We start from the raw sequence: 26,683 nt of genomic DNA, 5'->3' as shown, positions 1-26,683 counted from the left end.
GGGCGAACAGAGCGCCCGGCGTGTCGCGATGAAATCCGATATTTGCCCCGATAGCGTGGGCGGATTGCCATGGGGGACCGGGCAAGTCGGCACGATCTACCCCTGTGGTCTGGTGGAATCTAGTGCTGTGAGTGCTCAGACCTGGCGGTTGGTGCGGCGAGGCAGCGGTGGGCCCGTTGTGCCTCCTGTGCTCGATGAGCACCAGCGTGCCGTGGTCGGGCACGAGGGCGGTCCGCTGCTCGTCCTCGCGGGCCCCGGCACGGGCAAGACCACCACGATCGTCGAGAGCGTGGTCGACCGGATCGAGCGGCGCGGCGTCGACCCCGAGCGCGTGCTCATCCTCACCTTCAGCCGCAAGGCCGCGGAAGAGCTGCGCCGGCGCGTCACCGCCCGCCTGCGCCGCACCACCCGCACCCCGCTGGCCCTGACCTTCCACTCCTACGCCTACGCGCTGCTGCGCCGCGAGCGCGTGCTGGCGGGTAAGGCCCCGCCGCGCCTGCTCACCGGCCCCGAGCAGCTCCTGGAGATCCGGCGGCTGCTCCACGGCGAGCTGGAGAGCGGCGCACTCGACTGGCCCGCCTCGCTGCGCGAGCCGCTCAAGACCCGCGGCTTCGCCGAGGAGCTGCGCGACTTCCTGTCCCGGGCCAACGAGCGCGGGCTCGACGGCGAGCGCCTGGTCGCCCTGGGCCGGTTGCACGGGCGGGCCGACTGGGCGGCGGCGGGCCGCTTCGCCGAGCGCTACCAGGACCGCTTCGACCTGGCCCCCGAGGAGACCTACGACTACGCCGAGCTGGTCGGGGCCGCCACCGCGGTGCTGGCGAGCCCGGAGGTGCGCGAGCGCGAGCGGGCCGCGCACGACGTGGTCTTCGTGGACGAATACCAGGACACCGACCCGGCCCAGGAGCTGCTGCTGACCCAGCTCGCCGGCGACGGCCGCGACCTGGTCGCGGTCGGCGACCCCGACCAGTCGATCTACGGGTTCAGGGGCGCCGACGTGCAGGCCATCATGAAGTTCCCCGAGCGCTTCACGACCCTCGACGGCCGTGAGGCGCCGGTGCTGGCGCTGCGGGTGTGCCGCAGGAGCGGGGCCGACCTGCTGGAGGCGTCCAGGCGGGTGGCGGCCAAGTTGCCGGTCGCCCCCGCCCCCGGGCACGACCCGCGCCACGGCCACCGCGACCTGCTGCCGCTGCCCGACGCCGACCCCGGCGACGTACGCGTGCTGCTGGCCGACAGCACCAGCCAGGAGGCCGCCATCGTGGCCGACACCCTGCGCCGCGCCCACCTGATCGACGGGGTGCCGTGGCACCGGATGGCGGTGCTGGTCCGCTCGGCCAGGCGGCAGGTGCCGCTGCTGCGGCGGGCGCTGGTAAACGCCGGCGTGCCGACGATGATCGCGGGCGACGAGGTGCCGATCGCGCAGGAGCCCGGCGTGCGTCCGCTGCTCACGATGTTTCGCGTGGCGCTCGACCGGTCGCAGCTCGACGAGGGGGTGGCGGAGGAGCTGCTGACCGGGCCGCTCGGCGGCACCGACATGATCGGCGTACGCCGCCTGCGCCGCGCCCTCAAGATCGCCGAGAACGAGGCACTGAACGCCGCCGAGCCGCAGCGGGACGACGAGGAGGCGTCGCCGGGTGACGAGACGGCGGCGCGGGTCAAGGCGCGCTCGTCCGGTGAGCTGCTCGTGGCCGCCGTCGAAGACCTCCGTGAGCTGACCCGCGTCGAGCCCCACGTCGCGCTGCCCGCCGAGCGGGTGGCCAGGCTGCTGGCCACCGCCCGCGAGGCCGCGCGCCAGGGCGGCACCGCGGAAGACCTCCTGTGGGCCGTCTGGCAGGGCAGCGGCCTGGCCGAGCGCTGGAGCGAGCTGAGCCTGCAGAGCGGCCCCAGGGGCGCCCAGGCCGACCGCGACCTCGACGCCGTGGTGGCGCTGTTCGACCACGCGGCCAGGTTCGTCGACCGGATGCCGATGGCGGGCCCCGAGGTGTTCATCGACGACCTGGCCGCCCAGGAGATCCCTGGCGACACGCTCGCCGACCGGGCCCCCGACGGCGACGCCGTACGCGTGCTGACCGCCCACCGCTCCAAGGGCCTTGAGTGGGACGTCGTGGTCGTCGCGGGCGTGCAGGAGGGCGTCTGGCCCGACCTGCGCCTGCGCGGGTCCATGCTGGGCGCCGACGACCTCGTGGAGGTGGCCGAGGGCGCCGAGCCCAGCGCCGCCTCGCTGGTCTCCAAGCTGCTGGCCGAGGAGCGCAGGCTGTTCTACGTGGCCGCCACCAGGGCCAGGCGCAGGCTGGTGGTCACCGCCGTGGGCGGGGAGGACACCGACGAGCGTCCGTCCAGGTTCCTGTCGGAGCTGATGCCGGGCGCGGTCGAGCCGGCCACGGTCGACGACCGGGCCCGCTGGCTGAACATGCCCGCGCTGGTGGCCGACCTGCGCAGCGCGGTGACCGACCCCACCAAGCCGCGCAGGCTCCGCCACCGTGCGGCGCGACAGCTCGCCCGCCTGGCCGCCGCCGGCGTGCAGGGCGCCCACCCCAACGACTGGTACGCCCTCACCCCCATCTCCGACGACCGCCCCCTGAGCTGGCCCGACGGCGTCGTCAGCATCTCGCCGTCGGCGGTCGAGAGCTTCACCAAGTGCGGCCTGCGCTGGCTGCTGGAGACGTCGGTCGGCGCGGCGGGCACCAGTACCGCCCAGGGCCTGGGCAACATCATCCACGCGCTGGCCGTCCTGGCGGCCACCGACCTGCCCAGCGAAGACCTGCTGGGCGACCGCCTCGACCAGATCTGGAACAACCTCGACTTCGGCGGCGTCTGGTACAACCGCAAGCAGCGCCAGGTCGCCGAGCAGATGATCGGCAAGTTCCTGCGCTGGCACGAGGACAATCCACGCGAGCTGGTGGCCCTGGAGGAGGCGTTCACGGCGATGGTGTCGGAGGGCGTGCAGATCAAGGGCCGTGTCGACCGCGTCGAGCGCGACTCCGACAACCGCGCGGTGATCATCGACCTCAAGACGGGCGGCTCCAAGCCCAAGGCGGGCGACCTCGACCGCCACCCGCAGCTCGGCGTCTACCAGTTGGCCGCGCTGCTCGGCGCCTTCGCCCGCCACGGCATGACCGAGCCGGGCGGCGCGGCGCTGGTGCAGCTCGGCAAGGCGGCGGGCAAGAACGACGCGCTGGAGCAGGGGCAGCGGCCGCTGGCCGACGACCACGACCCGGGCTGGGCGGCAGACCTGGTCGACACCGTGGCCACCGGCATGTCGGGCCCGTTCTTCCAGGCCAAGGTCAACGACGGCTGCCGCACCTGCGCGGCCAGGGCGAGCTGCCCGGTCAACGACAACGGGGGCCAGGTGTGCTGACCCCGGCCGAACTCGCCGGCAAGCTCGGCATCCTGCCCCCCACTCCCGAGCAGGCGGTGGTCATCGAGTCGCCGCTGGAGCCGACGGTCGTCATGGCCGGCGCGGGCTCGGGCAAGAGCGAGACCATGGCAGGCCGGGTGGTCTGGCTGGTCGCCAACGGCCTGGTCAAACCGGAAAACGTGCTGGGCCTGACGTTCACCCGCAAGGCCGCCGCCGAGCTGGCCACCCGGGTGAGAGAGCGGCTCACCGGCCTGGCCGAGGCGGGCCTGGTCGAGCCGGGCGCGCTCGACAACGAGCCGACCGTGTCCACCTACCACGCCTACGCCGCCCGCCTGGTCACCGACCACGCGCTGCGCGACGGGCTCGAACCGACCATGCGCCTGGTCACCCCGGCCGTGTCGTGGCAGCTCGCCTCGCGCGTGGTGGCGATGTACGACGGGCCGATGGACAAGATCGAGCTGGGCCCACCCTCGGTCACGGCCGCGCTGCTGGAGCTGGCGGGCGAGCTGTCCGAGCACCTGCGCGGGCCCTCCGACGTGCGCCGGGTGGGGGAGTGGCTGCGAGGGAGGCACGACCTGCTGCCGGGCCGCACCACGCTCGCGCAGCGCAGGCCGCTCACCGTGCAGGCGGCCAGGGAGCAGCTCCTGCCGCTGGTGGAGGCGTACGAACGGCTCAAGCGCGCCCGCGAGGTCATCGACTACGGCGACCAGATGTCGCTGGCCGCCCGGATCGCCGCCGGCCACAAGGAGGTCGGCGAGATCGAGCGGTCCCGCTACTCCGTGGTCCTGCTCGACGAATACCAGGACACCAGCCACGCCCAGCTCGTCCTGCTGCGCTCGCTCTACGGCGGCGGCCACCCGGTCACCGCCGTGGGCGACCCCTGCCAGTCGATCTACGGCTGGCGCGGCGCCTCGGCGGGAAACCTGCGCCGCTTCCCCCGGGACTTCCGTACGGCCACCGGCGACGAGGCCCAGGTGCGGCAGCTCGGCGTCAGCTTCCGCAACGGCGACCGCGTGCTCGACGTCGCCGCCCGCGTCCAGATCCCGCTGCGGATGGAGGCCCGCGAGGTGCCCGTCCTGGTGCCCGGCCCCAACCGCGTCGATCGGGGCCGCGTCACGTGCGCCTTCCACGAGACCGCCGACGACGAGGCCACGTGGATCGCCGAGGGCATCGCGAAGATCCTCGGCCAGGAGGTCGCCCCCGACGGCCTGCCCTGGGGCGAGAAGGAGCGCAAGAAGACCCTCGCCGTCCAGCCCCAAGACGTCGCCATCCTGGCCCGCAAGCGCTCGCAGTTCCCCGCGTTGCGCAGGGCGCTGGAAGAGCGTGACATCCCGGTCGAGGTGGTGGGCCTGGGCGGCCTGCTGACCGTGCCCGAGGTGAGCGACATCGTCGCCACCCTGCGCGTCCTGTACGACCCCACGGCCGGCGACGCGCTGGCCCGGCTGCTGGCCGGCCCCCGCTGGCGGATCGGCCCGGCCGACCTGCGGGTGCTGGGCGAGCACGCCCGCAGGCTGGCCCGCGAGCTGAGCGACAGCGGCCGCGAGTCCGACCCGCTCGACCAGGTGGTGGCCGACCTGGCCGAAGAGCGCGGCAGCCTGGTCGACGCGCTCGACGAGCTACCCGACAGGGAGGAGTGGCTGGAGGCGTTCTCGCCGCTGGCCCGCACCAGGCTCGTCGCGCTCGCCCACGAGCTGCGCCACCTGCGCGCCCACACCGCGCAGCCGCTGCCCGACCTGATCACCGAGGTCGAGCGCAGGCTCGGGCTCGACATCGAGGTGGCCGCGCGCACCACCACGGCGGGCGCGTTCGCCGCGCGGGCCGACCTCGACGCGTTCCTCGACGCGGCCTCCAGGTTCGCCGGCGACGCGGAGGACCCGACGCTGGGGGCGTTCCTGGCCTATCTGCAGGCGGCCGAGAGCGAGGAGTTCGGGCTGGAGGCGGGCCGGGTCGGCGAGAGCAACAGCGTCAAGCTGATGACCGTGCACGCCTCGAAGGGCCTGGAGTGGCCGATCGTGGTGGTGCCCGGCCTGTCGCAGCTCGTCAGCTCGAAGGGGACGATCGCGACCGGCAGCATGTTCCCCGCCACGCCGGTCATGAACAGCCGCTGGACGGAAAACCCGCGCAAGCTCCCCTACGGGTTGCGTGGCGACGCGGCCGACCTGCCGCGGCTCGGCGGGCTGAGCAAGGAGGAGCTGGCGGCCTTCGACGAGCACTGCCGCGAGCGCGACCTGCTGGAGGAGCGCAGGCTCGCCTACGTGGCCGTGACCCGCGCCCACTACCACCTGATCGCCTCCGGCTACCGCTGGGGCAGCGCCACCAAGCCCCTTGCGCCGTCCGACTTCCTGCTGGAGATCCGCGACACCGCCGACCGGGTCTCGTTCTGGGCCGACGACCTGGCCGAGGGCGCCACCAACCCGCTGCTCGCCGAGCCCGCCGAGGCCACCTGGCCGGTCACGCCCGAGGGGTTGCGCTACGAGTCGGTGCTCGACGGCGCCCGGCTGGTCGAGGACGCCCTGGCGGGCACGCTGGGGGAGGACGACGACGAGCCGCTCAAGGCGTACGAGGAGGAGCGGCTGCGCGCCTGGGACCGCGACACCGACCTGCTGCTGCGCGAGCGCGAGCTGCACCGCCGCCGCCCGTCCACCACGGTCGAGCTGCCGCTGAAGCTGACCGTGTCGTCGCTGGTCACGCTGGCCGCCGACGCGCGCGAGCTGGCCCGCAGGATCCGCCGTCCCGTGCCGGTCCAGCCCGCGCCGCTGGCCCGCAGGGGCACCTCGTTCCACAGGTGGCTGGAGACGCGGTGGGACCAGCAGCGGCTCATCGACGACTTCGAGCTCTACGACGAGGAGCTCGAAGAGGCCGACGTGCGGCTGGCCGAGCTGCAGGAGCGTTTCGAGGAGAGCGAGTGGGCCGACCGGCGGCCGGTCGACCTCGAGGTGCCGTTCGAGACCATGATCGCCGACCGGCTGGTGCGCGGGCGCATGGACGCCGTCTTCCAGCGGCCCGACGGCGGCTACGAGGTCGTCGACTGGAAGACCGGGCAGCCGCCCAGGGGCAGGAAGGCCACGCGGGTGGCGTCGGTGCAGCTCGCCGCCTACCGGCTGGCCTGGTCGCACCTGGCGGGGGTGCCGCTGGAGCGGGTGGGTGCGGCCTTCCACTACGTACGCGCCAACCGCACCGTGCGCCCGGTCGACCTGCTCGACGCCGACGGCCTGGTGGCGCTCGTCGAAGGGGTCAGGCTCTTAGATAGTGAAACGCCGGCTTCGGGTGCATGAGGAAGTCGTGGTGCGAGATGTTCCAGGCGTAGGCCCCGGCCAGCGCGAAGATCACGGTGTCGCCCACGGCGGCCGAGGTCACGACGTCGCGGGCGAAGACGTCCTTCGGGGTGCAGAGCTGGCCGACGAACGTGATCGGCTCCCCGGCCACGCTCGCGCCGCCGCCCGTGGGCACGATCGCGAACGGCTGGTCGTGCCCCTTGGTCACCGGCGTGCGCAGGTGGTGGGTGCCGCCCAGCACCACCGCGTACGCCTGGCCGCGCACCCGCTTCACGTCCACCACCCGGGTGACGTAGTACCCGCAGTACGCGGTAAGCGCCCGCCCCGGCTCGATCCGCAGCCGCCTGCCCCGTGCCAGCGCCGCCAGCCCGGCCCCGTACGCGGCCCAGTCGAACCGGGTCCCCGGCGAGGTGTACGACACCGCCATCCCGCCCCCCAGGTTGACCTCCTCGTACGCGTGCTCCAGCAGCCCGCGGGCCAGCTCCAGCAGCGGCCCGGCCGCCAGCCCGCTGGCCAGGTGGGCGTGCAGGCCGCGCAGCCGTACGCGGTCGCGGAAGAGCGGCAGGCACTCGGCGATCCCGTCCTCGTCCATGCCGAACGGCCCGCTCATGGTCAGCGCCGCGCCCTCGACCGGCAGGCCGGGGTTGAGCCGGAGCAGCACGTCCGCCTCCAGCCCCGTGGCGAGCAGGCGGCGCAGCTCGTTCGGTGACTCGACGTGGAGGCGGTGGTGCGGCAGGCGCAGCTCCGCGTCGGTCTTGCCGGGCCCGCCCAGGGCCACCGGCAGGCCCGGGAACAGGCGCGTGACGTGCGCGTGCTCGCCCGCCGACGACACCTCGAACCCGTCCACGTGGCCCGCCAGCACCCGCAGCAGCTCGGCGTCGGGGTTGGCCTTGACCGCGTAGTACAGCTCGGTGCCTCCCAGCGCCCGCCGTACGGACGCCACGTGCTCGTCCAGGGCGGGCAGGTCATAGAGATAGGCCGGGGCCTCGCCGAGGCGCACAGCGGCCTCCTGGACGCGCGGGCCGATCAGCTCTCTGGTCGGGACGTGACCGGCGGTCATGCGAGCGGGTTCGCGATCGGGACATAACCGGCGGCGCGGTCGGCCGCCCTGGCCCAGCGCACGCCCAGGTTCGCCTTGGCGGGCAGCGGGGCCCCGGCGAGCAGGTCCGACAGGGGCAGCGGCCGGCCCAGTGCGTCGGCCTGTTGGGCGAACAGGCCGCGCGCCGCCTGCCACAGCTCGCGCAGCAGCGCGTCGTCCCGGCCCGCGACGGTGGCGGCGATCTCGGTGAGGTGGTTGACCAGCAGGCAGTAGACCACGCGGGCCCAGCCGCGCTCGGCGTCGTAGGTGAGCGCGCGGGCCACCTCGGGCCGCAGCCCGTCCAGGTCGTGGCGGCCCTCGACCAGTTTGGTGCCCTCCAGGTCGCGGAAGACGCCCTCCACGGGGTGCCCTGCGGCGTCGAGGCCCACCAGGACGTTCTGCAGGTGGGGTTCCAGTACCACGCCGTGCGCGAAGTACAGCTCCAGGACGGGCAGCGCGACCACGGTCACGTACGCCCGCCACCACGCGAGAGGGTCGAGCGCGGGCGCGTCCAGGGCGAGGGCGGCCGACATGACCGGGGTCACGCCGGGGGAGCAGACCGTCCAGGGGCTCCGCCTGACGATCACCCCGAGCCCTTCGTGCAGCCTGGTGCCGAGGGCCGCCGAGCGGTAGCCGGGCTCGGGAAGCCACCGGGTGCCGGGATGGCCGGCCGCCGTCGCGTCGAACGCGGGTCCGAGCCGCCGGGTCAGCTCCACGGCGCCGGCCAGCTCGTACCAGGCGTTCTTGCGTACGCAGTTCGTGATCCGTACGTCCAGGGAGAACTTCAGGCAGACCTCCGCCTCAGGGACGTACACGGTCCGTACGGACGAGGTCGGCACGACGACCGGCCCGGGCCCCAGATCCACCAGCTCGTCCCCGAGGACCGGCCGCAGCAGTTCGAGCTGCCACGGATGCGCCGGCAGCACCCGGTACCCGGCGGGCGCCCGCCCCAGCGCGTCGAGCACCGTCGTGTCGCCGCCCTCGGCCAGCACGTCCTCCCGCACGCCGAGCAGCCTGACGGGGAACTCGGCGTGCGCCTCGGGCGCGTACCGCAGCCAGCCCTCGCCGCCGCGCGCCTTGGGGCTGGGGTGGAACGAGTGCCCGTACACCAGGGCCTGCTCGGAGGCCAGCCAGGGATCTGCGGGCGGCACGGCCTCGGCCCTGGCCCGCAGGATCGCGGCCATGGCCGCCCTGCTGGCGGCCACCTGCCCCGCGAACTCCTCGTTGTGCCCCCGCAGCTCGTCCTCCACCAGCCCGACCAACTCGTCGGCAGGTAACGGCTGCCAGGCGCCCGCCGTCAGGCGCTCGGCCGGGCCGTCGAAGCGCAGCGCCGCGCCGCCGTGCGTACGGACCCGCAGCAGCGTCCCCGCCACCCGCAACAGCAGGTACGGCGGTGCCGGCCACACCAGGCCGCGCGGCCCGGCCACCTCCCGCACGCAGCAGCGCAGCAGGGCCGCCGACGTCGCCTCCTCGGCCAGGCCGGAGGGCGCGTCGATGGCGAGTCCGTGCATTCAGGCTCTCCTCAGGTAGTTGGGGCCGCTGGTGCCGTAGAACTTGTTGACGTCGCGCGCGCCGGAGCGTTCCTTCGAGACCAGCGTCCCTGCGGTGATCATGGACTTGCCGGTGAGCCTGGCCGCGTCGAGCGTCCTGGCGCGCAGGAGCCTGGCCACGGGGTCGTCGCCGTACTCGTCGAGTGCGGCGGCCAGCGTGTCGCGCAGCAGCGTGGCAGCCCTGGCGGGCGGCAGGGCGCCGAAGGCCACGGCGGCGGCGGCCAGGTGCAGCGTGATCGTGACGAAGACGTCGGCCAGGGCGTGCGGGTCGTCGTTGAGCATGCGCTCGTCGGCGAAGTCCGGCACCGCGATCCCGGCCGCCCGCAACCGTGCGGGGGAGGCAAGCAGGCCGTCGTTGTCCTTGACCAGCAGGCGCATGCGGCCGTCGCGGAACAGCAGGGCGAGGTTCTGCTGGTGGGCTTCGAGCGCGACGCCGTAGCGGACGAACAGGCGTACGTTCCAGCGCAGCAGCAGCCGCAGGTAGTCCGGCAGCACGTCGCCCAACTCGTCGCCCAGCTCGTCGAGCACGCCGGGCGCGGCCAGCGCGGCGACCGGCACGATCTTCCCTGCTGGCAGCCGCCTGACCATCCAGGCGAGGTACTCGTGCCCGGTCTGCGCGTACGTCTGCTCGTCGGCGAGCACCACGCCGGGGCCGGCCAGCTCGCGCAGCAGCAGCTCGGCCCTGGCGCCGTCGGCCAGCGTCCCCGGCTTGATCGAGCGCCGGTTCCTGGCGCCCAGGGTGCTGATGGGCAGGGGCAGCTTGAGGTGCAGGCGGGGGGTGAGCTCGACGGTCCGCATCGACAGCGTGGGCCGTACGGTGAGCGCGGGCTCGTCCAGCATCCGTACCCCGTCGATCTTCCGCACCTCGTCCGCGGTCAGCGGATGCACGGGGAACAGCACCTCGCCGGTCCCGGGCGGCGGCGTCACGTCGGCGGGGAGGCGGAGGGCGGAGCCCGGGGCGAGCGCCGCGCGCGGCACGGCCGCCCACCGCAGCTCGAAGGCGGGCGCGAACTCCGGCGCGTACGCGAGCAGCTCGCCCTCGCTCAGCCCCATCCGCGCGCGGGAGGTCGGATAGAGCGGATGGTCCACGAACGCGGCCAGCGTCTCGTACGAGGGCCGCCCGCGCAGCACCTCGCCGGCGACCCCGTCGTGCAGCTCCAGCGCCGCCAGCGCGGCCACGCACTCCTCGAAGAAGGCCGCCACCCCCTCGGAGTCCGCCGGGTCGGAGACCTCCACCAGCGTCTCCAGCACCTGTTCCAGGCCCAGCAGCTCGTCCGCCGCGACCGCGAGGTCCTGGAACGGCGCGCCGGTCGACAACCGCACCCAGCGCCCGTCGGCCAGCAGCAGCCCAGGCCCCCGGCTGGTCCTGGTCACGCGGGCGGCCAGCCCTCCGTAGTTCTCGCGCAACAGGGTGTCCAGCACCCGGGCGGCCAGGTAAGCCTCCCGAGAGCTGCTCATTCGACCACCCACGGCCGCGTCGCCCGGTACCGCTCGACGGCCGCGTCCACCCGCTCCCGCGAGGGGCCGACGGCTCGTACCACGCCCAGGTAGTCCCGGTTCGTATGGGTGAGGGAGATGACGTCCCCCACGGCTCGCAGGGGACGGTGCCACAGCCGTACGTCTCCGTCGTGGACGGACTCGTGCCCGGGCGCCTCCTTGACCGTCCCCGGCCGGTCCGCGACGAGGCTGACGGCGCTCCCGTACGCGGAGGTCTCGGGCAGTGCGGGCACCCGATGGCCGAGGTGCACCCGCAGGATCCACTCGAACAGCGGCACCCCGAGCACGTCGGCCAGCAGGAAGTCACAGTGGTCGCCGATCACCCGGTAGTTCACCTCGACGATCCGCGGACCTGCCGGGGTGAGCACGTACTCGGTGTGGCAGGCGCCGAAGCCCACCCCGAGCGCCCCCAGCGCCGCCAGCACGTGCTCGTGCTCGTGCGGCCCCTCCGGCGCCCAGTCGAGCCGCTCCTCGACGAAGTGCGGCAACGCCCCCAGCGTCGTCTCGAACCCGCCGAGCACCCGCAGCCCGGCGTCGTCCCCGAGCGTTTCGAGCGTGCGCAGAGGCCCTTCCAGGTACTCCTCCACGACCAGCGCCGCGCCCGGCCGCCGCGTCCTCGCCTCGGCCACCGCGCCGGCCAGGTCGCGTTCGACCAGCACGACGTCCTCGCTGGCCACGCCCTCGCGGGGTTTCAGCACGACCGGGTACGGCACCTCCCGCGGCACCGGGTCGCCGGGAGCGAGCCTGACGGAGAACACCCGCTCGATCCCGGCCTCGCGGAGCCTGCGCCGCATCAGGAACTTGTTCTTGGCCGACGCGCACGCCCGCCAGTCCTTGCCCGGCAGCCCGAAGTACGCCGCGGCCAGCGCGGTCTCCGCCTGAAGGTGGTCGGAGTTGGTGAAGATCGCCGTCGGTCTGCCGAGCTGCTCGACGGCGTCGATCACGGCGCGCGCGTCGCGTACGTCGCACGCCACCGCGTCCGGGTGCCGCTCCGGGCGGTCGGTCAGAATCGTCACCTCGCAACCGAGCGCCCGTGCGGCGGGCAGGAAGCCGTCCGTCACGGAGTCGGTCGGTTTGAGCGCGGTCAGGTAGAGCCGCAACGCGAAGGCACCCCCGAGAATCAGGTAAGGCTAACCTAACTCATCGATCTTAGCCCGAGAGAGATCATCACGGGGCCTGGTTACCGTAATCGGCGGCTAACTGCGAGGTCATAGGATGACAGGGGACTTGGAAGGGGACGGCCAGTGCAGACCGCGGAAGAGCAACTCATCGGGCCACTGCTGCTCGCACGGGGCACCATCGACCGGTCATCGGCGCTGCGCGCCGACGACCGGTGGCTGGAGCAGGCGTGGGCCGACCCGGCGACCAGAGTGCTGGTGATCGACGACGGTCACACGCTGGTGCGGCGGTCGGGCGACGGGGCGGAGGCGGTGCTCTACGGCCCCGCCGACGCGCCGCCGGGGCAGCGCTACCTCCTGGGCGTCGAAGACGGGGTCGCCTACTTCGCGGTGGCCGCGCCGCTACCCGGCGTTCCCAGAGGCGGCGACGTCAACGGCCGCGTGACGGTTCCCATGGCGCTGCGCGACACGCCGGAGGGCCGCCCGGTGCCGGCCGGGCTGCGCCAGGTGGGCGGCCTGCTCGGCGACCGCGACGCGGGGCTGCTGGTCTACGCCGTGGCGCTGGAGGCGTGGCACGCGACGCACGAGTTCTGCCCGCGCTGCGGGGCCCGCACCACCGTGCAGGCCGGCGGTCACGTCCGCGTCTGCCCGCAGGACGCCAGCCAGCACTTCCCGCGCGTCGACCCGGCCGTCATCATGCTCGTCCGCGACGCCGACGACCGCTGCCTGCTGGCCCGCGGGCCACAGTGGCCGGAGGGGCGGCTGTCGATCCTGGCGGGGTTCGTGGAGCCGGGCGAGTCGCTGGAGGCGGCCGTCGTACGCGAGGTGGCGGAAGAGGTCGGCATCGCCGTCGCCAACCCGCGCTACCTCGGCAGCCAGCCCTGGCCGTTCCCGCGCAGCCTCATGCTCGGCTTCTTCGCCGAGGCCACGACCACCACGCTCACCCCCGACGCCGACGAGATCGCCGAGGCGCACTGGTACTCCAGAGAGCGGCTCGCGAAGGCGCTGGAGACGGGCGAGCTGCGGCTGCCCCCGCCCGTCTCGATCGCCCGCCGCCTCATCGAGACCTGGTACGGCGGCGAGCTGGTCGGCGACTGGTGACGTCAGGCGGCTTCGAGCAGGGCCTTGACCTCACGGGCGGAGGGGTTCGTCCGGACGACGCGGCCCCGGGGAGTGTCGATCACCACGGTCGGCACCGTCTGGTTGCCGTTGTTGACGCTCATCACGAACTCGGCGGCCGAAGGGTCACGCTCGATGTCGATCTCGTCGAAAACGATGCCCTCGCGCGCGAGCTGTGACTTGAGCCGCTTGCAGGGGCCGCACCACGTGGTGCTGTAGACCGTGAGCGCCATGTTGGGAAATCCCTCCAAGGTCAGGAAATCAGGCGATCCGTGCAACAACGCCCAGGGTCCGGTTAATCCCGGGGTTCCCGGTTCTCACCCGGTGCGCTCCGCGATCCACGCCTGCACCCGCTCGGTCACGCCCGGCTCCCGGTAGAGCGGGGAGCTGTGGTTGCTGCCCGGCTTCGTGACCACCGTCACCGGCACGCCCACCTGGCCGAGCATCTGCCGCAGGAGCTGGCTCTGCGCCGGCGGCACGAACTCCTTCTCCGAGTGCACGGCCAGCATCGGGGCGTCCTTGCGGCTGGCGTGCCAGGCCACCTCCATGCTGGCCCACACCTTCGAGCACTTGCCCTTGGGCGCGCAGCCGCCGGCCAGCTTGATGGCGGCCGTACGGAGCTTGCGCTTGTCGGGGTCGGCCGACTTCTCGCCGTCGGCGTACGCGCGCAGCGGCGAGATGATCGGCGACATCCCCACGACGCCCTTGAGCCCGTTGATGCCGTCGCCGTACGTGCCCACGGCCGCCGCGATGTGCCCCCCGGCCGAGAAGCCGACCAGCACGTAGTTGCCCGGGTCGAACCCCCACCGGTCGGCGTGCTTGCGCGCCCGGGCGATCGCGGCGAGCGCGTCGGCGCGCTGCGCGGGCCAGGCCGCGTCACCCGAGAGGCGGTAGTTGAGGTTGAAGACCGTGTAACCCAGCTCGGCGTAGCCGCGGGTGATCTCCTTCATGTACTTCTTGTCGCCGCTGGACCACCAGCCGCCGTGGATCAGGAACACACCGGGCCGCTGCTGCCCGTCGGGCGTCCACCAGACGTCCATGCTCTGGCGCTGGTGCGCGCCGTACTTGACGGTCTCCACCGACAACCCGCCGAGCCCGTCGACGTCGACCCCGCTGGTCACCGTGGGGCCGGGGGCCGGATCCTTGGCCGCGCTCGCCGTGACGGGTGTGAGCAGCACCGCGGTGAGCGCGAGAACGCTCACGGAAACCGCAGTTCGCACGGCCGTCCTTTCCCCCATGGATGTGGTCGGGCCCCATTGTGGGGGAAGAGACCAGTTCTTTGCATCTTGCCGACGACGAGCATACGCCGGGGCGCATGTTGCCAGAATGAAGTCTTTCACCGCCGGCGCCTGGGAGGATTCAGTGGTGAGCAATGCGGACGACGTACTGATCGGCCTCGACCCCGAGCAGCGCGCGGTCGCCGAGGCCGTGCGCGGTCCGGTGTGCGTGCTGGCCGGGGCGGGCACGGGCAAGACGAGGGCGATCACCCACCGCATCGCGTACGCGATCCGCAGCGGCGCCGTCGACGCGCAGAGCGTGCTGGCTGTGACGTTCACCACGCGCGCGGCGGGCGAGCTGCGCCAGCGGTTGCGCGCGCTCGGCGCCCCCGCCGTCCAAGCCCGTACGTTCCACGCCGCCGCGCTGCGCCAGCTCACCTACTTCTGGCCGCGCGTGATCGGCGGTGCGGCCCCGTCGGTCATCGAGTCCAAGCTCCCGGTCCTGGCCGAGGCGTGCCGCAGGCTCCGCAGGACCCCCGACCGCGCCGAGCTGCGCGACCTCGCCGCCGAGGTCGAGTGGGCCAAGGTCACCCAGATCGGCCCGGAAGACTACGTGGCCGCCGCGGCCAAGCACCACCGCACCCCGCCGATCGGGGCCGAGGAGGTGGCCCGGCTCTACGACGCGTACGAGCAGCTCAGGCGCGAGCGCCACCTGGTCGACTTCGAGACCATCCTCGAGCTGACCGCGGCCGTGATGACCGAGCACCAGGAGGTGGCCGGGCAGATCCGCCAGCAGTACCGCTACTTCGTGGTCGACGAGTACCAAGACGTCAACCCGCTGCAGAAGCTCCTGCTCGACACCTGGCTCGGGGGCCGCGACGACCTGTGCGTGGTCGGCGACCCCAACCAGACGATCTACTCCTTCACCGGCGCCAGCCCGCGCTATCTGACCGGGTTCGCGGTCGAGCATCCCGGCGCGGCCGTCATCAAGCTCGTCCGCGACTACCGCTCCACCCCGCAGGTGGTCGACCTGGCCAACCTCGTGATCGCCAAGGGCAGGTCCCCGCACCGCCTGGAGCTGGTCTCCCAGCGCCCCGACGGCCCCAAGCCGGTGTTCGCCGACTACGACGACGAGCCCGCGGAGGCCGCCGGCGTGGCCCGCGCCATCAGGAAGCTGCTCGACCAGGGCGTCCACGCCCGCGAGATCGCCGTGCTCTTCCGCGTCAACTCCCAGTCGGAGTCCTACGAGGAGGCGCTGGCCAAGGCCGAGATCCCCTACGTCCTGCGCGGCGCGGAGCGCTTCTTCGAACGCCCCGAAGTACGCCAGGCCGTCGTCCTGCTGCGCGGGGCCGCCAGGTCCGCGGCGGGGGAGCCGCTGGCCTCCGAGGTCCACCACATCCTGAGCGGCGTCGGCCTGACCCCCGCGCCGCCCGGCGGGGGCAAGGCCAGGGAGAAGTGGGAGTCGCTCAAGGCCCTGGCCGACCTGGCCGAGGACATGGCGGCGGAGGGGGCCGACCTGCCCGCGTTCGTCGCCGAGCTGGAACGCCGGGCCGCCGAGCAGCACGCGCCGCCCGTGGAGGGCGTCACCCTGGCCTCACTGCACGCCGCCAAGGGCCTGGAGTGGGACGCGGTGTTCCTCGTCGGGGTCACCGACGGCATGCTGCCGATCATCTACGCCGAGACCCCCGAACAGATCGAGGAAGAACGCCGCCTCCTCTACGTGGGCCTCACCCGGGCCAGGGAACACCTGTCGATCTCGTGGGCCCTGGCCCGCGCGCCCGGTGGCCGCAAGGGCCGCCGCCCGTCCCGGTTCCTCGACGGCCTGACCGGGCGGGCCACCGCTCCGGCGCGCGTGGCCGCGTCCGCCCCTCGCGAACGTCGGCAGGTGGCCGCGCCGATGAGCTGCCGGGTGTGCGCCAAGACGCTGGTGGCGGCGACCGAGCAGAAGCTGGGCCGCTGCTCGGCGTGCCCCGCCGACTACGACGAGGCGCTGCTCGAACGGCTGAAGTCCTGGCGCACGGCGACGGCCAAGGAGAGCAAGGTGCCGCCGTACGTCATCTTCACGGACGTGACGCTCCAGGCGATCGCCGAACGGGCACCGGTCACGGAGCAGGACCTGCTGTCGATCGCGGGGGTCGGCAAGGTCAAGGTCGACCGGTACGGCGAAGCCGTCCTCACCCTCTGCCGCACCACCTGACCCTCGTCGCGTCCTGGCCCTGCCGCGATCGTCGGCTCTGTCACGGTGCAGGCCCTGTCGCCTCCCGGCTTGTTACACCGGCGAAACCGGAGCAAGACATCATTTCCGACAAACCGGGCCCCCATTTGGGGGAGTCCGGGCGGCACGCCACACTTGTCCAAGGACCGGACAGTACGAGGGGGACGGACACGTGAACGAGGCGCTGAAGGAGCTGCTCGATCTGCTCGACCTCGAGCAGATCGAGCTCGACATCTTCCGGGGCAGGAGTCCGGAAGAGCGCATCCAGCGTGTCTTCGGCGGTCAGGTCGCGGCGCAGGCCCTGGTGGCGGCCGGCCGTACGGTCCCGAAGGACCGCGACGTGCACTCCCTGCACGCCTACTTCATCCGGCCGGGCGACCCGTCCATCCCGATCGTCTACAACGTCGAGCGCCTGCGCGACGGGCGCTCGTTCACCACCCGGCGCGTCGTGGCCGTCCAGCACGGCAAGGCGATCTTCACGATGTCGGCCTCCTTCCACGTCTTCGAGGAGGGCGTGGCCCACCAGGCGTCGGTGATGCCCGTGGTGCCCGACCCGGAGACGCTGCCGACGTTCCAGGACCGCATGTTCGAGCTGGTCGGTGACAATCCCGGACTGCGCGACTGGCTCTCGCGCCCCCGGCCCGTCGACGCCAGGTACGCCTCGCCGCTGACGTGGGAGGCGTTCCAGAATCCCGAGCTGCGCAGCCCGCAGACCAACGTGTGGTTCCGCTACCACGCCGACCTGCCGGACGACCCGCTGCTGCACGTGGTGCTGGCCGCGTACGCGTCGGACTTCACGCTGGTCGACACGATCCTGCTGGCGCACGGCATGGCCTGGGGCGCCTCGAACATCATGGGCGCCTCCCTCGACCACGCGATGTGGTTCCACCGCCCCTTCAGGGCCGACGACTGGCTGCTCTATGCTCAGGAATCGCCGTGGTCGGCGGGGGCCCGGGGGCTCGCTCGGGGTGAGATGTTCACCGCGTCGGGTGACCTGGTCGTCTCGGTCGTTCAAGAGGCCATGATTCGCCTCATGAAATAGGTGAAATCGCAGGTAGAAAATAAGTTGCCCCTTCCCCGCCCCGCGGTCTAGGGTCATGGTCAAGCGAGTCGGACACTCCCGTATCCGACGATCCCAAGAGTGGAGGTGAGTCCCTGTGATCAGCATCAAGATGTCGGCCACGCCGTGGCTCGCCTCCGCATGCCGTGACTCGGTGAGACTCGTTGATGGTCCCGCCAAGCTGCGGCAGGAGAAGGCTGCCCGTAGCCAGGCCGCCGCCTCCCACGCGCGCGCCCGCTTCGGCGCTGCCACGCCACAAGGCGGTGCGGCCCATGTCGCACGTATCGAACTGCCGGCCAACCAGCTCACCAAGGGTGGACTGTGGGGTCCGCAGCCCTGGAGAGATGCTCCGGTCATAACCTGACCGGCAAATAGCAGCTCACCAGGCCGCGGATCCGCAGACAGGATCCGCGGCCTTCTTGTTTGTCCGTGATCCCCGACCACCTACGAGGTGTCCGAACAAGATCAAAAGATCGATCAAAAGGAGTAGCAGATGGGGGCGAAGACGATCATGGACCTGATCGACGAAGCCAAAATCCCCTGCCGTACCGACCCTGACCTGTGGTTCGCCGAGTCGCCGGAGGACGTCGAGTTCGCCAAGGCGCTCTGCGGCGGCTGCCCCATCCAGAAGGCCTGCCTGGCCCGCGCGCTCGAGCGCGAGGAGCCCTGGGGCGTCTGGGGCGGCGAACTGGTCCTCAGGGGGACGATCGTTCCCCGCAAGCGTCCGCGCGGGCGTCCCCGTAAGCACCCGGTCGCTGCCTGAACACCGCACCTACGCACAGAAAGTGAAACAGCCAATGAAGACGCTAGCGCCGAGGAGCCGCGCCGTGCCGGATCTCATCCATGACCTGGTCAATGACCGAATACAAACCCTCCACCGGGAGGCGGCTGAGCAGCGCCTCATCCTGCGCGTGCAACGCGTGCAGCGGGCGCGGCGCGAGGTCAAGCGGGCGAACGACCGCCTCCGCAGGGCCTTGAGCCGCCAGATCTGACCGAGGAGGTCCTGCCGCCGGCGCAGGATCTCCCATCCAGATCCGTGAAAGAGCCGGGCGCAACCCAGCGCCCGGCTCTCCCCTTTCCACCCGCCTCACCCGCTCGCCTCTCACGCGGTCGGCCTCTCACGCGGTCGCCCTCACCCGCTCGGCATCACCCGGTCGGCCCGCCTCGTCGGTCTACTTCCGTGGCCTGACCCCGACCCCAGCCCGGCGAACGCCCACACCCTGCATCTGAGCGTGAACGCCCACCCCCTGGACCACCGGCCCGTTCCGTCACCGTCGCTTCTCAACCATCAGAGCCTTGGCGGCAGCCCTCGCAATCACCGTCACCCTGCCGAGCCAACCCCGATGAACCAACCGAGCAGATGAGCCGAGCTGATGAGCCGAGCGGATGGGCCGAGTCGATCCGTCGACCTTGAGCTGTCGACCTTGACCTGTCGACCTAAGCCATCGATCCAAGCTGTCGATCTAACCCGCGGGCCGGACACCGCTCCGCCGAGGCGGTACCACGACGGCGTTCCCCTGCCCCGCGTCCTCGCCCTCTCCCGCCGACCAGAGCCGCGCCGCCATCCACGCGACCCCGATCCCGGCAACCACCAGCCCCACCAGATAGACCGGCAGCGGCACCGCGTTCCGCAACGACCCGGGCACCATCCCGGCCGCGTACAGCAGTACACCCACCACCGGCATGACCCCACTCCTGATCGCCGCCGCGCTGAACGTCAGCACCCCCGCCAGCAGCACGACCGACGTGACCAGGAACGCCCGCCCGGTGCCCCCGGCCAGCAACCCGCTCACGGTGCCGCCGCCGAGGTAGGGGAAGACGAAGTGCAGCGTGTACTCGATCGCGAAGGCCCCGGCCAGCCCGGCCGAGTTCAGCACGTACCCCACGAGGCCGAGGGCGCCCGTCGTGCCGCGGATGAGCAGGTAGATGCCGGTGATCGCGAGTAGTCCGGTCAAAGCGCCGAACGGGGCGATGGCATGCGTGAGAGCCGTCTCCGGCACGAACCCGGCACGACGGGCGGAGTTGACCACGAGTAACAGGGCACAGACGAACCCCGCCGCCGCGGCGACCCGATACATCCTCATCTGGAAGTCCTTTCGTCCGATCCAGTGGGCTATAACGCTCGTTATGATGCTCGTTATCGACCGATAAGGTGAGGAGGTGCCGAGAGCCGTAAGCAACACGAAAGAACTCGGCGCGCTGCGCCACGACCTCCTCGACGCGGCTTTGCGTGTGCTACGCGACCGGGGCGCGCTCCATCTGACCCTCCGCCGTGTGGCCGACGCCGCCGCGACGTCCACGATGGGCATCTACACCTGCTTCGGTAGCCGCGCCGGACTGCTGGAGGCGATCTACGAGCACGGCTTCCGCCTCCTCCATGAGGCGATGAGCAGATCCCTGGACGGTCAGACGGATCCGAACGCCCGCATCATGGGCGTGGCGCACGGCTACCGGCAGTTCGCCCTCACCGACCCGGCGCTGTACGCGCTGATGTTCGAGCGTCCGCTCCCGGATTTCGACCCCTCACCCGAGCAGCGGGACGCCGCCTTGCGCCTGTGCTTCGACCTTCTGGCCGAGGCCGCATCCGCGGCGGCCCAGTCCGGGCTCATCCGGGCATCGGATCCGGAACGCGCGGCGTACCTGGTGTGGACCACGATCCACGGGCTCGTCAGCATCGAGCTCACCTGTTCCCTTCGCAGCCCGCTGCCAGGCTGGTTCCTGAACTCGCGGGAGGAAGGCGAACGCGTCCTCGCGCAAGGCGTTCAAGCCCTCCTGGCGGGACTCTCCTAACGCGCGCGAACGGACCGAGGGCGGGGACCACCCACACCAACGGGGGACCGCCCACACACCAACGCCCTCAGCAGCCAGGCCATCACGGCACCGCAACACACCTCGGCCCGCCAATCGCCACGCAGCGCCATCACGCCGCGAGGCTACCCACGTCCCCGCACAACAGACCCCCACCGGCATGGGTCCCCCACCCCTGACCCGGAACCGCCCACGACCGTCACCCCGGCGTGTCTTCCGTATCCCGCCCCGGCCTGACCACCCGGGACTGACCTGACCACCCGGGACTGGCCCGACAAGCTGGAACGGGCTCGACAAGCTGGGACTGGCCTGACACTCCAGAGCGGCACCACGAAATACACCCACCGGCCCGCCTCCCGTTCCCCCGACAGAACACCAGCAAGACCAGGAAGATCAAGGGGGTCGGCTGGCAGGGCAAGTGCGAGCGGGTACCCTGCCAGCCGACCAATGAGCTGCCCATCACGGACACCCATGAGGCTCGTGCGGAAGATCGAGACCTGACGGGGTCGGATCGGGGCGGGCAGCTCAGCCTGATCACCGGACACGTACGCGTCAAGGCGCACGATCACGACGCCGTTGTGGAGGCTTGGCGCACCCGTGACGGCGTGGCGTGTTCAAGGGCCGGTGACGCAGTGAAGGATCGAAATCTCAACAGGCAACCTCGGAGCCGACGGATCGATCACGGTGGTCAGCTCCCCGGCGCGGCTGGTGAGGCAATTGCCGACGTGCGCCGGATCGACGACCGCGTTCGCGGCGGGTGCCATGAGGCCCAGCCCTTCGGCCACCACAAAGGCGCCACCCGTCAGGCGCGCGGATCGGTGCATCGGTATCCTCCCATGAGAGAGTAACGGCCTGCACTCGTATAATTACACACTGTAGTTGCCGTGCAAGCGTCATTCCCCATTCCCACCACGCAATGCTCACCGAGCGGCCATCACCGGGGCGGCCTCCAGACCTCGAGGTCTTCACTCTGCGTAACGCGCCGCGAGCCTGTCGCTCCCGAGGATGCGCCCTCGCTCCAAGCACAGCACCCGACAGGCCAGCCACGCAGTCGAGCGTCGCGGGCGGGCGCCGGGGCAACGGCGGTTGCGCCTACAGGCGTGGTGTACGAGTTTGTCCTGGTCACAAGCGTGGCGTCAGGAAATGGCGACGGCATGGTCGAGCCGCGGGGGCTGGAGTCATCGGGCAAGGCGTTACCGGTCGACCATCACAAGGCCCCCGGCCGGCCGGCTTGCGGCGATCGGCAGACCGCCGCTCGATTTCAGGACCGGCGACGTACCTGCCGATCGCGGCGCGGCTTATGACGAGCGGTGCTCTCCCGTACTTGATGCCGGAGGCGGAACCTGCGTGGCTTGTTGGCTCGCTGGCTGATGCGGAGGTACCGGCGGTGGTGGCCGAGGTCGCTCCGCATGCTGTACCCGGCGACGGCTCGGGAACTGGCCGAAGCCGGGCAACTCACTCGCGCCCGCGACACACCATGCCCGCGCTCATCCAATTCAAGTAGGCCAGCCCTGTCCGGTGGGTTATCCGATTCGGGTGAGCCAGTCCAGTTCAGCGGGTTGTCCGATTCGGGCGGGCCAGCCTTGTCCGGTGGGTTGTCCGATTCGGGTTCGGGCGGGCCAGCCTTGTCCGGTGGGTTGTCCGATTCGGGTAGGTCGGCCCTGTCCGGTGGGTTGTCCGTTTCCAGCAGGCCGGCCTTGTCCCGGGGGCCAGCCCTGCCCCGAAGATTCTCTTGTGCCGGTGGGCCAACCCCGTCCCGAGAATTTGCTTGTGCTGGTGGGGCAGCCTGGCTCAGAGGTTCGTCCGAATTCGGCCGGGTGGCGTGGCGCTGAGACCGGTTGGGCCGGGCGGTTGCTGTGTCTCTGGTGCTGTTAGCCGATCGCGAGGGGTTCGTCGTTCGGGTCGGGATCGGGGTCGTCGGCGAAGCCGGGGACCCAGCGGATCACCTCGTTGCGAAAGCGGGCCGTGGTGCCGAGCTGGCAGAGTACGCCGATCCCCGCCGCGTGAACCCGATGGATGAGGACGTACGTCGGCGGCAGGTTGAGTTGCCGGAGCACGTTCGTCGGCCGGAGGTCCGTGACGCGGGCCGCCTGCGCCTGCAACCACTCCCGGCTGAACGTGAACTCCTCCACGGCCGTCGGCTCCACGTAAGGCGCGAGGAAGGCACGCAGCGCGTCAGGGTCGATCTCGATGTCGTCGCGGATGAACCCTTCCTGCCGCAGGCCCGCCATGACGGTGTCCATGTCGCCATGGTTGAAGATGCGGGTGAGCTGGCCGAAGGCATTGGGGTAGCCGTCGGGCAGGCGGTTGACCGCGCCGAAGTCGAGGATGCCGAGCTTGCCGTCGGCCATCATGCGGAAGTTGCCCGGGTGCGGGTCGGCGTGCAACATCCCGACCCGCGCGGGGGAGCAGAACAGGAAACGTACGAAGAGCAGCCCCGCCAGGTCGCGTTGCTCCTTGGTGCCATCCGCGATGATGCGGGACAGCGGCGTGCCCTCCATCCACTCCGTGACCAGCACCATCTCGTTGGCCGCCACGACATCGGGCACGTGGAAGTCGGGGTCGCCGTTGAACTCGATCGCGAAGGCGTGCTGGGCCTCGGCCTCTCGCAGGTAGTCGAGCTCCTCCTCGATCCGCTCGCGCAACTCATTGAGCATGGCCTTCATGTCGAGACCGGGCAGCAGGACGCCGAACAGCTTGCCCAGGCGCGCGAGCTGGGAGAAGTCGCCGAGCAGCGCCTTGCCCGCCCCCGGGTACTGGATCTTGACGGCAACCTCGCGGCCGTCCTGCCACACGGCTCGGTGCACCTGGCCGATCGAGGCGGCCGCCGCCGGTTGGTCGTCGAACGACTGGAAGTGCCGCCGCCAGTCGTCTCCAAGTTGCTCGGTCAGGACCTTGTGGACCGTGGACACCGGCAGCGGCGGAGCGGCCTCCTGCAGCTTGGTCAGCGTGGCGCGGTACGGCCCGGCGATCTCCTGCGGCAGGGCCGCCTCGAAGATCGACAGTGCCTGGCCCAGCTTCATCGCTCCGCCCTTGAGCTCGCCGAGCACCTTGAAGATCTGCTCCGCGGTACGCTGCTGAACCTCCTGGGCCACGACCTCCGCCGACTTGCCGCCGATCCGCTTGCCGAGCCCCAACGCGGCGCGACCAGCGAAACTGAGTGGGAGGGTGGCCAGCTTGGCCGAACGCGTGACAGCACGGCGCGGGAGATCGCTCACACTGATGCGCGGAACCTCGGCGAGATACCGCTTCCCCCCTTCGTGGTCGTCCACTGAGCACGTCAGTCGCGGTCAGGTGCCACGACCATTCTTAGCGAATAAGGATTGTTTCGCATACAACGACATTGGGGATGAGCCTCCCACGCCCTCCCACTCCACCGCCAATCAGGCGTTACGTCCAATGTGCCGTTGGTCACAACGGGCTCTCTGCCGTCGAGAAAAGCAAGCGCATGACCGACGGCCTCCGCCGCGACGACTGTGGCCAGCGCGACGTCGCAGGCGATCTCGCCGGGCGGGTAGCCGCCCAGGCGGGCGGTGACGATCGGCCAGGTGGGGTCGTGGTCACGCCGCGTCAGGTCGAGGCAGTGCAGGCAAGCGGTGTCGCCGGGCAGGACCAACGGGCCGACCGTGCCGTGGCCCTCGAAGGCGGACACGAGGAGGTGGGGGATGCGCAGGGCGAGCAACTCGTTGACCAGCACTCTGTCCAACGGGTTGACCGGGGACAAGATGACGAGATCCGGCCGATCCGACTTGTCCCCCAGGTAAGGGCCGCCCGCGAGTGCGTTCACGATGGGCTCGTATGCCCCGCCACCGGAAGCGGTCCTCGCCCCGGGGCCCGGCGCGGCTCGGGTCGGGGTGGGCGATGGGGTCGCGGGCTTTCCTGTGGAATCCCATGACGGGGAGTTCCGCAGTGCGGTGGTTTTCCCTGGTGTGGCGGTCTCCTGCGGCGTGGGGACCTTTTGAGGTGAGGTCTTCCACGATGCAGGGGCCGTCTGCTGGCGGGAGGTCTTCTCCGGTGTGGCGGTCTTGTCCGGTGCGGCGGCCTTCTGTGGTGTCGAGGACTTCGATGGGGTGGGGTGTCGCGGCCGAGGTTGTGGCGGAGAGGGAGATCGTGGCGGGGAGGTGGGTTGTGGCGGGCAGGTGGGTGATTGGGAGGTGGGCTGTGGCAGGCAGGTGGGTGATTGGGAGGCGGGTTGTGGCGGGGAGGTGGGTGGTTGAGAGGTACTTTCGGAGCGGGGCGTGGCAGCCGCACGCGCGGCAGTCGCAGGCCCGGCAGTCGCACGCCCGGCGGCCGGTACGCCGAGGGCTCGGTCGGCGGCGGGCCCGGCGAGGAGGCCGCCCGTGGCACCCGTTCGCGCGTCAGTGACGTCGCTCGCCGTGCTCGGAGTCGCGGTCTCCCGCTTCCCCCTCGTCGCCTTCCCAACAACGCGAGCTTCGTGCTGTCCGTCGGCCTCCAGCGCGGCTACCGGGCCGCCGGAGGTGGCCCTTCTGGCGACCGCCACGGCTCCGGCCTCCCGGGGCATGCCCATCTCCGCCCACGTCAGCCCTCCTGGGGTGATGTCCGAAGGTTGCGCCGTGTCCGGATCGATGACCCGGAGATGGCCCACTCCGGCGGCGGCGAGCAGGGCGACGATCTGAGCCCCGACCCGGCCCGCCCCGTACACCCGCACGCGGGCCTCCCTCCGGCGTGAGAAGAGGGCCATCATGCCGTCAGGGGCGGTGGAGCCGAGGTCGAGGGCGTCGAGGTCTGGCTTGAGTCGGTCTCGCTCGGCCAGCGGGAGGTCGCGGAGAGGGCCGGGACCGACGGACGCGTCGTGGAGAGCCCCTCGGGCGGCCAGTTGTTCGAGCAGGGAGCGGGCCTGGGGCTCGTCGAGGCCCGCGCGGGCCGCGTCGTGCAGCACGGCCCGCAGGTCGCGGGTGCCGTCGAGGCCCTCGACCCACTGCAGGACGGGCTTGGTCAGGTCGCTCAGCATGACCGATCTGAGTGGGTGTACGCCGAGTTGGAGCGTGCACTCGTCACGGAGGATGCGCCGGAGGGCGGGCTTCACGCGTGGCCTCATGGCCGGAAGGGTTCCACGCCGGAGCAAGATCCCGAGCGGATTCGGAGCTGGCTGTGGATAACTTCGGAGGCGGGTCCGCCGCTGTGGACAGCGGCCCCGGTGTGGAGGGTGGTGTCGTGGCGCCCGCGCGATGCCCGAGCTTCCGGCCGCAGCTCGACGCTCGGGCGCCGACCGATGCCCGACGCCCGGGCCTCGGCCAAAGCCCGATGCCCGACGCCCGGGCCCCGGCCAAAGCTCGACGCCCGAGCCGGGCTCCGGCCAAAGCCCGACGCCCGAGCCGGGCTTCGGTCGAAGGATCGGCAGCCCGCCCGCGCGAGAGAGCAGCCGCCTCGCGCGGGAGAGAGGCCGTCCAACCGAGACAGGCCTCCCATGCATGAGAGGGCCGTCAGTGTCAGAGAGGGGCCGTCCGCGCGAGAGGGCCGCCCATGCCAGAGAGGGGAGGGGCCGTCCGTGCGAGAGAGGAACCGCCCACGTGTGAGAGGGCCGCATGTGTGAGAGGGGTTGCTCGTGCCAGGGCCGGGGAGGCGCCCCCGCGTTACGCTTCCCCGCATGAACGAGCTCCTGGTTGATCACAAAGACGACGGAGTCATCCTCATCACCCTCAACCGCCCCGACCTCCGCAACGCCATGACCGACACCATGACCGCCGAGTGGCGCGACGTCATGTCCGGGCTCGCCGCCGACCGCCAGGCCCGCTGCCTCGTCGTCACCGGCGCCGGCACGGCGTTCTCCTCCGGCGGGGACCTGTCGTGGCTGGGCGAGCGCAACTCCGAGACCGTGCCCCGGCTCCGCGACCGCATGCTCGCCTTCTACCGCACCTGGCTCATGATCGCCGAGTTGGAGATCCCCACGGTCGCCGCCGTCAACGGCCCGGCGGTGGGTGCGGGCCTGTGCGTGGCGCTGGCCTGCGACCTCGTGTACGCCGCCGACGACGCCAAGCTGCTGGCCCCGTTCACGTCGCTGGGGCTGCACCCGGGCATGGCGGCCACGTACCTGCTCCCGCGCAGGGCGGGGGAGCGGCTGGCACGGGAGATGCTCCTGACCGGCCGCAGCGTCTCAGGAGCGGAAGCGGCGGATAAAGGTCTAGTAAATCAATCTTTCCCCAAAAATGACCTTATGTCGGAAGTAGGAGCCGTCGCAACGAAGATCGCCCAGAACGCTCCCATTGCCACAAGGCTCACCAAAGTCGCCCTCAACCAAGACCATCAAGACCTGGAGGCCGCGCTGAGGTGGGAGTCGCTGGCCCAGCCCGTGACCATGGCCTCCGCGGACATGATCGAGGGCCTGGCCGCGCATCGGGAAAGGCGTATGCCCAAATTCACCGGCTCTTAA

20 protein-coding genes are annotated in these 26,683 nt (G+C 71.5%); 10 read left to right on the top strand and 10 right to left on the bottom strand.

Annotated features, from left to right (window positions below):
- Window positions 1-187: 187 nt before the first annotated feature.
- Entirely contained in the window at window positions 188-3,355 is a 3,168-nt protein-coding gene (locus ABD844_RS27030) for an ATP-dependent helicase (RefSeq protein WP_344883747.1), read from the top strand.
- Window positions 3,349-6,630 (top strand): ATP-dependent helicase, encoded by a 3,282-nt coding sequence (locus ABD844_RS27025; protein ID WP_344883744.1) that lies wholly within the window; start codon window positions 3,349-3,351, stop codon window positions 6,628-6,630. The genes ABD844_RS27030 and ABD844_RS27025 overlap by 7 nt, the downstream gene beginning before the upstream one ends.
- Here the strand turns inward: ABD844_RS27025 and ABD844_RS27020 are convergent.
- The 4 genes from ABD844_RS27020 to ABD844_RS27005 are packed head-to-tail and all read right to left on the bottom strand — an operon-like array spanning window position 6,590 to window position 11,855.
- On the bottom strand, window positions 6,590-7,690 hold the full coding sequence (locus ABD844_RS27020) for a type III PLP-dependent enzyme domain-containing protein (RefSeq protein WP_344883741.1): 1,101 nt from the start codon (window positions 7,688-7,690) through the stop codon (window positions 6,590-6,592). The genes ABD844_RS27025 and ABD844_RS27020 overlap by 41 nt on opposite strands.
- Window positions 7,687-9,219: an IucA/IucC family protein gene (locus ABD844_RS27015; RefSeq protein ID WP_344883738.1), complete on the bottom strand. Its 1,533-nt coding sequence runs from the start codon at window positions 9,217-9,219 to the stop codon at window positions 7,687-7,689. The genes ABD844_RS27020 and ABD844_RS27015 overlap by 4 nt, the downstream gene beginning before the upstream one ends.
- Complete coding sequence (locus tag ABD844_RS27010) at window positions 9,220-10,716, bottom strand: IucA/IucC family protein (RefSeq protein ID WP_344883735.1); 1,497 nt, start codon at window positions 10,714-10,716, stop codon at window positions 9,220-9,222.
- Window positions 10,713-11,855 (bottom strand): siderophore biosynthesis protein, encoded by a 1,143-nt coding sequence (locus tag ABD844_RS27005; protein ID WP_344883733.1) that lies wholly within the window; start codon window positions 11,853-11,855, stop codon window positions 10,713-10,715. Before ABD844_RS27005 ends, ABD844_RS27010 begins: the two co-directional genes overlap by 4 nt.
- A gap of 144 nt (window positions 11,856-11,999) precedes the next feature.
- Here ABD844_RS27005 and nudC point away from each other — a divergent pair, with 144 nt between their 5' ends.
- Complete coding sequence (gene nudC / locus ABD844_RS27000) at window positions 12,000-12,974, top strand: NAD(+) diphosphatase (RefSeq protein ID WP_344883731.1); 975 nt, start codon at window positions 12,000-12,002, stop codon at window positions 12,972-12,974.
- Window positions 12,975-12,976: 2 nt separating this feature from the next.
- On the opposite strand, the gene ABD844_RS26995 is transcribed toward nudC, so the two are convergent.
- Window positions 12,977-13,225, bottom strand: coding sequence for a mycoredoxin (locus tag ABD844_RS26995; protein WP_344883729.1), 249 nt, complete (start codon window positions 13,223-13,225; stop codon window positions 12,977-12,979).
- An 84-nt stretch (window positions 13,226-13,309) separates the two neighbouring features.
- Entirely contained in the window at window positions 13,310-14,194 is an 885-nt protein-coding gene (locus ABD844_RS26990) for an alpha/beta hydrolase (RefSeq protein WP_344883727.1), read from the bottom strand.
- 163 nt (window positions 14,195-14,357) lie between these two features.
- Between ABD844_RS26990 and ABD844_RS26985 the strand changes: the two genes are divergently transcribed.
- From ABD844_RS26985 to ABD844_RS26965, 5 genes are all read left to right on the top strand, one after another.
- The gene (locus ABD844_RS26985; protein WP_344883723.1) at window positions 14,358-16,406 is read left to right on the top strand and encodes an ATP-dependent DNA helicase UvrD2; all 2,049 of its coding nucleotides are present in this window, start codon (window positions 14,358-14,360) and stop codon (window positions 16,404-16,406) included.
- Between the two features lie 190 nt (window positions 16,407-16,596).
- The gene (gene tesB / locus ABD844_RS26980) at window positions 16,597-17,466 is read left to right on the top strand and encodes an acyl-CoA thioesterase II (protein WP_344883719.1); all 870 of its coding nucleotides are present in this window, start codon (window positions 16,597-16,599) and stop codon (window positions 17,464-17,466) included.
- 115 nt (window positions 17,467-17,581) lie between these two features.
- Window positions 17,582-17,848 carry a hypothetical protein gene (locus tag ABD844_RS26975; protein ID WP_344883716.1) on the top strand — a complete coding sequence of 89 codons (267 nt, stop codon included), beginning with the start codon at window positions 17,582-17,584 and terminating at the stop codon, window positions 17,846-17,848.
- 129 nt (window positions 17,849-17,977) lie between these two features.
- Window positions 17,978-18,247: a WhiB family transcriptional regulator gene (locus ABD844_RS26970; RefSeq protein WP_344883713.1), complete on the top strand. Its 270-nt coding sequence runs from the start codon at window positions 17,978-17,980 to the stop codon at window positions 18,245-18,247.
- 64 nt (window positions 18,248-18,311) lie between these two features.
- Window positions 18,312-18,476 carry a hypothetical protein gene (locus ABD844_RS26965; RefSeq protein ID WP_344883710.1) on the top strand — a complete coding sequence of 55 codons (165 nt, stop codon included), beginning with the start codon at window positions 18,312-18,314 and terminating at the stop codon, window positions 18,474-18,476.
- A gap of 471 nt (window positions 18,477-18,947) precedes the next feature.
- On the opposite strand, the gene ABD844_RS26960 is transcribed toward ABD844_RS26965, so the two are convergent.
- Window positions 18,948-19,568: a hypothetical protein gene (locus ABD844_RS26960; protein WP_344883707.1), complete on the bottom strand. Its 621-nt coding sequence runs from the start codon at window positions 19,566-19,568 to the stop codon at window positions 18,948-18,950.
- A 76-nt stretch (window positions 19,569-19,644) separates the two neighbouring features.
- Here ABD844_RS26960 and ABD844_RS26955 point away from each other — a divergent pair, with 76 nt between their 5' ends.
- Window positions 19,645-20,274: a TetR/AcrR family transcriptional regulator gene (locus ABD844_RS26955; RefSeq protein WP_344883704.1), complete on the top strand. Its 630-nt coding sequence runs from the start codon at window positions 19,645-19,647 to the stop codon at window positions 20,272-20,274.
- Between the two features lie 632 nt (window positions 20,275-20,906).
- Here the strand turns inward: ABD844_RS26955 and ABD844_RS26950 are convergent.
- From ABD844_RS26950 to ABD844_RS26940, 3 genes are all read right to left on the bottom strand, one after another.
- On the bottom strand, window positions 20,907-21,116 hold the full coding sequence (locus tag ABD844_RS26950; RefSeq protein WP_344883701.1) for a hypothetical protein: 210 nt from the start codon (window positions 21,114-21,116) through the stop codon (window positions 20,907-20,909).
- 1,047 nt (window positions 21,117-22,163) lie between these two features.
- On the bottom strand, window positions 22,164-23,510 hold the full coding sequence (locus ABD844_RS26945) for an ABC1 kinase family protein (protein ID WP_344883698.1): 1,347 nt from the start codon (window positions 23,508-23,510) through the stop codon (window positions 22,164-22,166).
- Window positions 23,511-23,572: 62 nt separating this feature from the next.
- Window positions 23,573-25,351, bottom strand: a complete 1,779-nt coding sequence (locus ABD844_RS26940) for a ThiF family adenylyltransferase (RefSeq protein ID WP_344883695.1) — start codon at window positions 25,349-25,351, stop codon at window positions 23,573-23,575.
- Between the two features lie 549 nt (window positions 25,352-25,900).
- On the opposite strand from ABD844_RS26940, the gene ABD844_RS26935 reads away from it, so the two are divergent.
- Complete coding sequence (locus ABD844_RS26935) at window positions 25,901-26,683, top strand: enoyl-CoA hydratase/isomerase family protein (protein WP_344883692.1); 783 nt, start codon at window positions 25,901-25,903, stop codon at window positions 26,681-26,683.

It is taken from the genome of Nonomuraea antimicrobica (assembly GCF_039536965.1).
Lineage (GTDB): Bacteria > Actinomycetota > Actinomycetes > Streptosporangiales > Streptosporangiaceae > Nonomuraea > Nonomuraea antimicrobica.
The sequence above is the reverse complement of the archived record's forward strand: the minus strand, read 5'-3'. Positions and strand labels throughout refer to the sequence as shown.